Raw genomic sequence first — 9901 nt, forward strand, 5'->3', positions numbered from 1 at the left:
ACCGCCAGACTCCAGAACGAAAGGAGATCGCCGTGCGCTTTGTGCTCAACAAGGTCGGGCTGCTCGCGCTCACGCTGTGGGCAGCGATCACGCTGAACTTCCTGCTCCCCAGGCTCATGCCCGGGTCGCCCGCCGACGCCGCGCTCGCCAAGCTCGCGCAGAACGGCCCGGTCAGCCCCGCCACCAAGGCCGCCGTCGAGGCCCAGCTGGGCGTGCCGACCGGCAGCATGTGGGAGCAGTACCTGAGTTACCTGGGCAGTGTCGCCCGCTTCGACTTCGGCGTCTCCTATACCTTCTTCCCGCAGAGCGTCGCCGGACTCGTCACCGCCGCCCTGCCGTGGACCATCATCCTGGTCGGGCTCGTCACGATCATCGCCTTCATCTTCGGCACGCTGCTGGGCGTGCTCGCCGCCTGGAAGCGGGGCACCTGGCTCGACACGCTGCCCACCGTCGGCGGCACCTTCGCCAGCGCCTTCCCGTACTTCTGGACCGCACTGCTGCTGGTCTTCTTCCTCGGCTACGTCGGCGGGTGGTTCCCCACCTCCGGCGCTTTCAGCCGATCGGCGACGCCCGAGTTCTCGCTCGCCTTCGTGGGCGACGCGCTGTACCACGCGATCCTGCCGGCCACGACGATCCTGATCACCTCCCTCGGCGGCTGGATCCTCGGGATGCGCAGCACCATGATCAACACGCTCGGCGAGGACTATGTCACCTTCGCCGAGGCGAACGGCCTGCGCCCGCGCACCGTCGCGCTGCGCTACGCGGCCCGGAACGCCATTCTGCCGAACCTCACGTCCTTCGGGCTCGCGCTCGGCGCCGTCGTCGGCGGTTCGCTGCTCGTCGAGCGGGTCTTCGCCTACCCGGGCGTCGGTTACCTGCTCTACACGGCGGTGACCAACCAGGACTACCCACTCATGCAGGCTCTGTTCCTGATCATCACGATCAGCGTGCTGCTGGCCAACTTCATTGTCGACATCCTGTACGGCATCCTGGACCCGAGGACACGGCGATGACATCCACGAACACGTCCACCGCGCTGCCGAACCGGGGCGTCCCGGCCGAGATCGACGGTCCGGCCAATCCGCTTCGCGTCGTCTGGCGGGCCATCGCGACGATCTGGAGCGTCCCCAAGGCGCGCATCGGCGTCGTGCTCCTCGGCGCTTTCATCGCCCTGGCCGTCTTCTCCCCGCTGATCGCGCCGTACAGCGCCACCGACAACAGCTTCGGCCGCAGCGAAGACATGAGCGCGGCCCACTGGCTGGGCACGACCGCCGCCGGGCAGGATGTCCTGTCCCAGATCATCTGGGGCGCGCGGGTCTCCGTCTTCGTCGGTTTCGCCGCCGGGATCTTCGCCACGCTCATCGCCGTGCTGGTCGGCCTGAGCTGGGGCTACATCCGCACGGTCGCCGGAGACGTGATCAACTTCGTGGTCAACCTCTTCCTCGTGATCCCGGCGCTGCCGCTGATGATCGTGATCGCCGCGTACCTGCAGAACGGCGGCATCGGGATGATCATCCTCGTTGTCGTGATCACCGGCTGGGCGTCCGGCGCCCGGGTGCTCCGGTCGCAGACGCAGTCGCTGCGCTCGCGGGACTTCGTCACCGCCGCCGTGTTCAGCGGCGAGAGCCCCGGCCGGGTCGTGTTCCGGGAGATCCTGCCGAACATGACCTCGCTGATCGTGACGAACTTCTTCGCCGCGGCGACCGCCGCGATCCTCGCCGAGGCCGGGCTGGAGTTCCTCGGCCTCGGCGACACGACCATCGTCAGCTGGGGCACCATGCTCTTCTGGGCGCAGAACAGCAACGCCCTGCTGACCGGCCAGTGGATCGTGCTCTTCGCCCCCGGCCTCTGCATCTCCCTGCTCGCCACCTCGCTGAGCCTGATCAACTTCGGCGTCGACGGGCTGAGCAATCCGCGCCTCCGGGAAGGAGCCTCACGATGAGCCTCATGAGCGTTCGTGACCTGTCCGTCGTCTACGCGTCGAAGGGCGCCGAACGCGTCTACGCGGTCAAGGACGTCTCCTTCGACCTGCAGCCGGGCGAGTTCGTCGGCCTCGTCGGCGAGTCCGGTTCCGGCAAGTCCACCCTCGGCTTCGCGCTGACCCGGCTGTCCAAGCCGCCGGCGATGATCGGCGGCGGCAGCATCCTCTTCGACGGCGTCGACATCGCCGAGATGGACCCCAAAGCCGTGCGCGTGCAGCGCCAGGGCGGCTTCGCCATGGTGCTGCAGTCCGGGATGAACGCGCTGAACCCCGTGCGCAGCATCCGGAACCACTTCTTCGACATCTTCGAGGCGCACGGCCACGTTGCCAAACGCGACCGCGAGGCCCGTGCGCAGGAGCTCGCCGGCAAGGTGGAGCTGCCGGGCAGCGTGCTCGACCGGTTCCCGGGGGAGCTCTCCGGCGGGATGCGGCAGCGCGTCTCGATCGCGCTGGCGCTCTCGCTCGAACCGCGGCTGATGGTGTTCGATGAGCCGACCACGGCCCTCGACGTGCTCGTGCAGCACGCCGTGATGGACACCATTCGCGAGCTGCAGAAGTCCATGGGCTTCACCGCCGTGCTGATCAGCCACGACCTCGGCATCGTGCTCGAGGTCACCGAGCGGGTCATGGTCATGCACGAGGGCCAGATCGTCGAGGATGCGTCCTCGGCGGACATCCTGAACGCTCCGCAGCACGAGTACACCCGAATGCTGCTCAGCCACTACGGCGACCCGCGCGCGGAGGTCGTCGAGGTGCCGGGGCTCGCGTCGCGCGGCTCGCTCCGCGCCTCGGTGGTCGAGCCTGTCGAGACACTCGCCCCGGTGGTCGAGTCGGTCGAGTCGGTCGAGCCGGTCGAGCCGGTCGAGACCATCGAGCTTGCCCCGACTCCTGCACCAACCCACGCGCCCGCGCGCACCCGGGAGGGCCGCGCCGCGCACCAGGCGATCGTCGTGTCCGGCGTCTCCAAGCTGTACCCGCGGCCGAGCCGCGCCGACCAGCCGGTGCTGGCCGTCGACGACGTGTCGTTCACCCTCGAACCGGGAGCGTCGATGGCGCTCGTCGGAGCGAGCGGCAGCGGCAAGAGCACGATCGCGAAGATGATCACCGGGATCGAGCATCCGACCTCTGGCACCATCACCTTCGGCGACCTCCAGATCGACAAGGTCAAGCGCCGGGGGCTCAAGAGCCTGCACCGCGAGGTGCAGATGGTGTTCCAGGACCCGTACGCGGCGCTGAACCCGCTGCACACCGTCGAGTACACGCTCACCCGACCGGTCGTGAACTACTCGGGGCTGCGCGGCCGCGACGCCAGGCGCCGCGTGCTCGAACTGCTCGAAACCGTCGGCCTGACCCCGGTCGAACAGTTCGCGGCCCGTTTGCCGCACCAGCTCTCCGGCGGCCAGCGCCAGCGCGTCGTGATCGCCAGGGCGCTCGCCAGCGACCCGCAGGTGATCATCGCCGACGAGCCCGTGTCGATGCTCGACGTGTCCTTGCGCGCCGGACTGCTCGCCCTGCTCGAGGGCCTGCGCGAAACCTGGGGCGTGAGCATGCTCTACATCACCCACGACCTGCTGAGCGCGCGGCTGGTCACCGACCAGATCATGGTGCTCAACAAGGGCGCGGTCGTCGAATCCGGCAATACGGCATCCGTGCTGCAGAACCCCCAGCACGACTACACGGTCCGGTTGCTCGACGCGATCCCCAACCCCGGCCGGAGAACCCCAGGCGGCTCGGCATGACGCCCGAGTACGCCCCGACCGACCCCTTCGGGCGGATGCCCGTGCCGAGCGGTGTGGAGGTCGTGGCGCTGTCCCTTCCGGTCGGGCTCCTGACCGCGCTGCACGCGCGGCCGGTCGGCGCCCCTCGGGGCGTGGTGCTCTTCGTGCCCGGCTTCACCGGGTCGAAGGAGGACTTCCTCGATTTCCTGCCGCTCGTCGCGGCCGAGGGCTGGGAGGCCTGGGCGTACAGCCAGCGCGGGCAGGCGGACTCCGTCGCCCCGGTCGGCGTCGACGAGTACAGCCTGGACGCGTACGCCGGTGACCTGCTCGCCGTCGCGCGTCAGGTGGGCCAGGGCCGGCCGGTGCACCTCGTCGGGCACAGCTTCGGCGGAATCGTGGCGCGCGCCGCCGCGATCGCCTCGCCGGCACTCTTCGCCGACATCACGCTGCTCTGCTCCGGCCCGCACGGCTGGCCGCGACGCAACGCGAAGAACGCGGCCCTGGTGCGGGCGAAAGGATCGGCCGCCTGGTGGGACCGGGACAACCCGCTCCTCGTCGGCCGGCCCGACGAGGAGCTCACCGCCGACCAGGCGTTCAGGCGGCTGCGCCTGGCGCGCACCAGCGACGAGAACCTCCTCGGCGCCATCCGCATTCTCGCCGACGAGACCGACACGACCGTCGACCTGGCGGCAACCGCGCTCCCGGTGCTGGTCGCCCACGGCGTCGACGACGCCGCCTGGCCGCAGGACTGGCAACGCGCCATGGCCGCCCGGCTGGACGCGCCCTACCTGGTCATCCCCGGAGCCGCACACTCGCCGCAGCGCGAGAACCCCGGCGCGACCGCCGCCGTGCTCCACGACTTCTGGGGGCGCCAGGCGCCCGCAGCGCCCGACCCCACCGACAGCAGGGCACGCCCGGAACCCGGGCAGCCCAGATGACAAGGAGCACCATGCAGAACTTTCCCGACGGATTCCTCTGGGGCGCCGCGACCGCCGCGCACCAGGTCGAGGGCAACAACGTCAACAACGACTGGTGGGTCAAGGAGCACGCCGCCGGCACGCAGATCGTCGAGCCCAGCGGCGACGCGATGGACAGCTACCACCGCTACCGCGAGGACATGAAGCTGCTCGCGGATGCCGGCCTGAACTCCTACCGCTTCAGCATCGAGTGGAGCCGGATCGAGCCGGCGCCCGGCGAAGTCTCCCGCGCCGAGATCGACCACTACCGGCGCATGGTCGACACCGCCCACGAGTTCGGCCTGAACCCCGTCGTGACCCTGATGCACTTCACCGTGCCGCAGTGGATGTTCGCGCGCGGCTTCTGGCGCAACCCCGACGCGCCCGACCTGTTCGCCCGCTTCACCGAGGCCGCGCTGCCGATCGTCGCCGAGGGCGTCGACTACGTCTGCACGATCAACGAGCCGAACATCGCGGCCATGCTCGCCGGCGGGGAGACCGCCGCGAACCTGGTCGCGTTCGGCCTGCCGCGGCCCGACCTGCAGGTGGCGGATGCCCTGCTCGAGTCGCACAAACGCTCGCGCGAGGTGCTGTCCTCGGTCAGCGGGCTCAAGTCCGGCTGGACCGTCGCCACCCAGGCCTTCCACTCCACGGGCGAGCCCGGCGCGGACGAGAAGCTGCGCGAATACGCCTACCCGAGCGACGACTGGTACCTCGAGAACGCCCGCGGCGACGACTTCATCGGCGTGCAGGCGTACACGCGCACGTTCATCGGCCCGGACGGCCCCATCCCGGTTCGGGGCGACGTCGAGACCACGCTGACCGGCTGGGAGTTCTTCCCGCCGGCGCTCGAACTCGGCGTGCGCGCTGCCTGGGAGCTGAGCGGGCACGTGCCGGTCATGGTCACCGAGAACGGCATCGCCACGGCCGACGACACCCGCCGGATCGCCTACGCCGACGGCGCCCTGCGCGGGCTGAAGGCGGCCATGGACGACGGCATCGACGTGCTCGGCTACCTGCACTGGAGCGCCCTGGACAACTACGAGTGGGCGAGCGGATTCCGCCCGACGTTCGGGCTCATCGCGGTCGACCGGGAGACGTTCGTGCGCACCCCCAAGCCGAGCCTCGCCTGGCTCGGCGAGGTCGCGAAGGCCAACGCGCTGCCCGACGTGCCCGTTGAGGCGCCGGTCGCGGTCCCCGCCGCCTAGCCGCGCCCCGCCCCGCGTTCGCCCAAAGTCGCCGTTTACGCCGAGTGTCGCTGTTCTACCGGGTCACCTCGGCGTAAACGGCGACTCTCGGCGGCCTGGGAACGACGCGACGCCGCGGCATCGGTGCGCCGACCTTGCCACTTGCGGTCGAGTTTGCCTGGTGTGCCGATCAAACTCGACCGGAACGGGCCAACTCGGCGCGGGGCGACTCGCGCCTACGCCGTGCGGACGGTGATCTGGTTCGCCCAGGGGTCGTCGAAGCTGAGGGTCTGACCGTCGTGGCGGGTCTGCACGCGGAAGTGGGACATCCGTTCGCCGAGCGCGCCGAGGTCGTCGCCGGTGGGCACGATGATGTCGACCTCGCCGAGGCCGAGCGCCAGGCGCCGCTTGCCCGAGCCCGCGCTGTTCCAGGTGTTCATCGCCATGTGGTGGTGGTAGCCGCCGGCCGACACGAACAGCGCGGACGGGCCCAACGTGGCGGTGGCCTCGAAGCCGAGCTTGTCCACGTAGAACGCCCGGGCGCTTCCGACATCGCCGACGGACAGGTGCACGTGCCCGACGATGGCGTTGCCGAACGACGGGTGGGCCTGTCCCTCCTCGGTGAGGTGCTCCGAGATGAACGCGTTCGGGTCGAGGTGGAGGGTGTCCATCTCGACCTGTCCGTGGGTCCAGCTCCAGGCGGACCGGTCGCGGTCCCAGTAGAGCTCGATGCCGTTGCCCTCGGGGTCGGTGAAGTAGAAGGCCTGGCTGACCAGGTGGTCCGCGCTGCCGGTGAAGCTGCCCGGATGCCTCGTGCCGACCGAGTAGACCGCCGCGGCGAGCTGCGCCTGGGTGTCGAACAGGATGGCCGTGTGGAACAGTCCGGCCGAGCGAGGCTCCGGCGCGGCCAGCTCGGGTGCGTGCTGCAGGATCACGATCGGCGTGGTCCCACGGCCGAGCACGGCGACCGGGCCGTCGTGGCTCTGCAGCTCGAGGGTGACGGCGTCGCGGTAGTAGGCGATCATCGCGTCGAGGTTGCCGACGCGCAGGGTCACCGCGCCCATCCCTGTGTCGGCGGCCAGCAGGTCGTTTGCAGATCGAGTAGTCACGACACCAGTAACGGATGCCGCCCCCGCCGTATTCCGCGGGCCTGCCCTATTCCCCGCCCCGCCCCGCCCGGTACTCGGGCTAGTCCTGGTGGAGCTGGATCAGGTTGCCGCATCCGTCGTCGAAGACCGCCGTGGTGCCGGCCGGATCCGTCGTCGGCTCGGCGGTGAAACGCACGCCGAGGGCGCGCAGCCGCTCGTGTTCGGCCCGCACGTCGGGGGTGCCGAAGACGATCGCCGGCAGCCCGAGGGCGTGCACACCCTGCTGGTACGCCTTCGCGACCGGGTTGTCGCTCGGCTCGAGGAGCAGGCCGACCCCGTCAGGGTCGTCGGGCGACTTCACCACGTACAGCAGGTAGTCGGGCATCACGACCAGCTCCTCGAAGCCGAGGGTGCGCGTGTAGAACTCGAAGGCCGCCGCCGGGTCGTCGACATGGATGCTGCACATCTTGATTCGCATGAGCAGCAGGCTACCCGGCCCCCCGCCCGGAGCGCATCCGAGCATCCGCGCCGCCGGGGTCCGGCACCCAGCGGAAACGGCGAGGGGCCGGCGCTACGCCCCGGTCAGCCGCTCCAGCAGCTCCCGGTAGCGGGAAGCGGTCTGCTCCACGATCTCGGCCGGCAGCAGCGGCGGCTCTCCGGACTGGTCCCAGTGTGCGGCGAGCCAGTCGCGCACGATCTGCTTGTCGAAGCTGGCCATGCGCTCGGCCGGCGTCCGGCCGGAGCGCCACGCCGCGGCATCCCAGTAGCGGCTCGAGTCGCTCGTGAGCACCTCGTCGGCGAGCCGGGTCAGCCCGGTCTCCCGGTCGGCGCCGAACTCGAACTTCGTGTCGGCGAGGATCAGGCCGGCATCCTCCGCGATCGCGGATGCCCGGCCGAAGATCTCGAGCGAGAGGGCGCGCAGCTCGGCCGCGGCATCCGCCCCGACCAGCTCGACCGTGCGCTCGAAGGAGATATTCTCGTCGTGCGCGCCCAGCGGAGCCTTCCAGGCCGGCGTGTAGATGGGCTCCGGCAGGCGGTCGCCGTCGTGCAGGCCGGCCGGCAGCGGGATGCCGCACACCGTCTGCGAGGCCTGGTATTCCTTCCAGCCGGAGCCGGTGAGGTAGCCGCGCACGACGCATTCGACCGGATACATGTCGAGGGTCTTGCAGAGCATGGCGCGGCCGGCGACGGCGGCCGGGATCAGGCTCCCGGACAGGGTGTGCTCGGGCAGCAGGTGGTTCGGTACCCCCGTCAGCCGGTCGAACCACCAGAGGCTGAGGGTCGTGAGCAGCTCGCCCTTGCCCGGGATGCCCGGCTCGAGCACGTGGTCGAACGCGCTCACCCGGTCGCTGGCCACGACGAGCACGCGTTCGGCGGCCGCGAGGTCCGGCGCTCCGTCCGGAACGTAGAGGTCGCGTACCTTGCCCGAGTAGGCGTGCCGCCAGCCCGGAAGGTCGAGGGCGGCGGATGCGGTCGGCTGGCTGGATGCGGTCACGGCTCCATTCTCTCGCAACTGCGCGTACGCTACTGAAGTTGGTCAGCGAGACCTCGATCCCACTCTCTCCAGCAAGGACCCGAGCACATGGAAAACGTCACGAAACCGTGGCCGGCGCTCTGGGCGCTCGTCATCGGATTCTTCATGATCCTCGTCGACAGCACCATCGTGTCCGTCGCCACCCCGGCGATCATGACCGGGCTGGACGCGGACATCAACGCGGTGATCTGGGTGACGAGCGCCTACCTGCTCGCTTACGCGGTGCCGCTGCTGATCACCGGCCGGCTCGGCGACCGGTTCGGCCCGAAGAACATGTACCTGGGCGGCCTCGTGATCTTCACCGCGGCATCCGTCTGGTGCGGCCTCTCCGGGGACATCACCATGCTCATCGTGGCCCGCGTGGTGCAGGGGCTCGGCGCGGCGCTGATGACGCCGCAGACCATGGCCGTGATCACGCGCATCTTCCCGCCGGATCGCCGCGGCCAGGCCATGGGCCTGTGGGGCGCCGTCGCCGGCGTCGCCACGCTCGCCGGGCCGATCCTCGGCGGCGTGCTCGTCGACGCGGCCGGCTGGGAGTGGATCTTCTTCATCAACGCTCCTGTCGGCGTGGTCGCGTTCATCCTGGCCTGGCGGCTCGTGCCGACCCTCACCACCCACCAGCACCGCTTCGACCTGCTCGGCGTCGTGCTCAGCGCCGTCGGCATGTTCCTCATCGTCTTCGGAATCCAGGAGGGCCCGCGCTACGACTGGGGCCTCATCTCCGGCCCGTTCACCGTGCTCGGACTCATCTTCGCGGGCATCTTCGTGCTGGCCGGCTTCGTGATCTGGCAGGCGGTGCAGAAGGGCGAACCGCTGCTTCCGCTCGGCCTGTTCGCCGAACGCAACTTCTCGCTCTCCAACCTCGCCATCACCACGGTGGGCTTCGCCTTCACCGGGATGGCGATCCCGCTGATGATCTACGCGCAGACGGTGCGCGGGCTCACCCCCACCCAGTCGGCCCTGCTCTTCGTTCCGATGGCCGTGATCACCGGCGCACTCGCCCCTGTCGTCGGCAAGCTCGTTGACCGGATGAACCCCAAGTACATTGCGCTCGTCGGCCTGGTCTTCCTGTCCGGCTCGCTGTTCTGGCTCGGTTCGATCCTGACCGAGGATGTCCCGATCTGGCACCTCCTCCTGCCGCTGTCCCTGCTCGGGTTCGCGAGCGCGGGCATTTGGGCGCCGCTGGCGACCACCGCGACGCGCAACCTGCCGCCCCGGGACGCGGGTGCCGGATCCGGCGTCTACAACACGACCCGCCAGGTGGGCGCCGTGCTCGGCAGCGCCGGCATCGCGGCCATCATGCAGGCGCGCCTCTCGGCCGAGCTGCCCGCGGGTGCTGGCGCGGCGGCGCAGGGCGGCACGGCCGGAGCCGGAGGCCTCCCGGAGGCGCTGCAGGCCGGGTTCAGCGCGGCCATGGGCCAGGCGTTGTTCCTGCCG

Annotated in this window: 9 protein-coding genes; 6 read left to right on the top strand and 3 right to left on the bottom strand. The window is 70.2% G+C overall.

Annotation, left to right across the window (positions count from 1 at the left end; genetic code table 11):
- Positions 1-32: 32 nt before the first annotated feature.
- Genes E3T33_RS14700 through E3T33_RS14720 form a run of 5 tightly spaced genes read left to right on the top strand, consistent with a single transcriptional unit; the run spans position 33 to position 5863 of the window.
- Entirely contained in the window at positions 33-1013 is a 981-nt protein-coding gene (locus E3T33_RS14700) for an ABC transporter permease (protein ID WP_092321508.1), read from the top strand.
- The gene (locus E3T33_RS14705; protein WP_134575683.1) at positions 1010-1942 is read left to right on the top strand and encodes an ABC transporter permease; all 933 of its coding nucleotides are present in this window, start codon (positions 1010-1012) and stop codon (positions 1940-1942) included. The genes E3T33_RS14700 and E3T33_RS14705 overlap by 4 nt, the downstream gene beginning before the upstream one ends.
- Positions 1939-3720: an ABC transporter ATP-binding protein gene (locus E3T33_RS14710; protein ID WP_134575685.1), complete on the top strand. Its 1782-nt coding sequence runs from the start codon at positions 1939-1941 to the stop codon at positions 3718-3720. Before E3T33_RS14705 ends, E3T33_RS14710 begins: the two co-directional genes overlap by 4 nt.
- Entirely contained in the window at positions 3717-4637 is a 921-nt protein-coding gene (locus tag E3T33_RS14715) for an alpha/beta hydrolase (RefSeq protein ID WP_134575687.1), read from the top strand. The genes E3T33_RS14710 and E3T33_RS14715 overlap by 4 nt, the downstream gene beginning before the upstream one ends.
- Before the next feature lie 11 nt (positions 4638-4648).
- Positions 4649-5863: a family 1 glycosylhydrolase gene (locus E3T33_RS14720; RefSeq protein WP_092321512.1), complete on the top strand. Its 1215-nt coding sequence runs from the start codon at positions 4649-4651 to the stop codon at positions 5861-5863.
- 215 nt (positions 5864-6078) lie between these two features.
- On the opposite strand, the gene E3T33_RS14725 is transcribed toward E3T33_RS14720, so the two are convergent.
- From E3T33_RS14725 to E3T33_RS14735, 3 genes are all read right to left on the bottom strand, one after another.
- Positions 6079-6906 (bottom strand): VOC family protein, encoded by an 828-nt coding sequence (locus tag E3T33_RS14725; RefSeq protein WP_092321513.1) that lies wholly within the window; start codon positions 6904-6906, stop codon positions 6079-6081.
- 124 nt (positions 6907-7030) lie between these two features.
- Complete coding sequence (locus tag E3T33_RS14730; RefSeq protein ID WP_092321514.1) at positions 7031-7408, bottom strand: VOC family protein; 378 nt, start codon at positions 7406-7408, stop codon at positions 7031-7033.
- A 93-nt stretch (positions 7409-7501) separates the two neighbouring features.
- The gene (locus E3T33_RS14735; RefSeq protein ID WP_092321515.1) at positions 7502-8425 is read right to left on the bottom strand and encodes a phosphoribosylaminoimidazolesuccinocarboxamide synthase; all 924 of its coding nucleotides are present in this window, start codon (positions 8423-8425) and stop codon (positions 7502-7504) included.
- A gap of 87 nt (positions 8426-8512) precedes the next feature.
- Here E3T33_RS14735 and E3T33_RS14740 point away from each other — a divergent pair.
- Positions 8513-9901 (top strand): DHA2 family efflux MFS transporter permease subunit (locus E3T33_RS14740; protein WP_134575689.1); only part of this gene is annotated, 1389 nt, incomplete at its 3' end.

Source organism: Cryobacterium sp. TMT1-2-1 (assembly GCF_004403955.1).
Taxonomy (GTDB): domain Bacteria; phylum Actinomycetota; class Actinomycetes; order Actinomycetales; family Microbacteriaceae; genus Cryobacterium; species Cryobacterium psychrotolerans.

Excerpts from the sequence above, each read along its gene's own strand:
- E3T33_RS14720 (WP_092321512.1), top strand. The coding sequence starts at position 4,649 with ATGCAGAACTTTCCCGACGGATTCCTCTGGGGCGCCGCGACCGCCGCG.
- E3T33_RS14710 (WP_134575685.1), top strand. The coding sequence starts at position 1,939 with ATGAGCCTCATGAGCGTTCGTGACCTGTCCGTCGTCTACGCGTCGAAG.
- E3T33_RS14715 (WP_134575687.1), top strand. The coding sequence starts at position 3,717 with ATGACGCCCGAGTACGCCCCGACCGACCCCTTCGGGCGGATGCCCGTG.
- E3T33_RS14725 (WP_092321513.1), bottom strand. The coding sequence starts at position 6,906 with ATGGGCGCGGTGACCCTGCGCGTCGGCAACCTCGACGCGATGATCGCC.
- E3T33_RS14730 (WP_092321514.1), bottom strand. The coding sequence starts at position 7,408 with ATGCGAATCAAGATGTGCAGCATCCATGTCGACGACCCGGCGGCGGCC.
- E3T33_RS14705 (WP_134575683.1), top strand. The coding sequence starts at position 1,010 with ATGACATCCACGAACACGTCCACCGCGCTGCCGAACCGGGGCGTCCCG.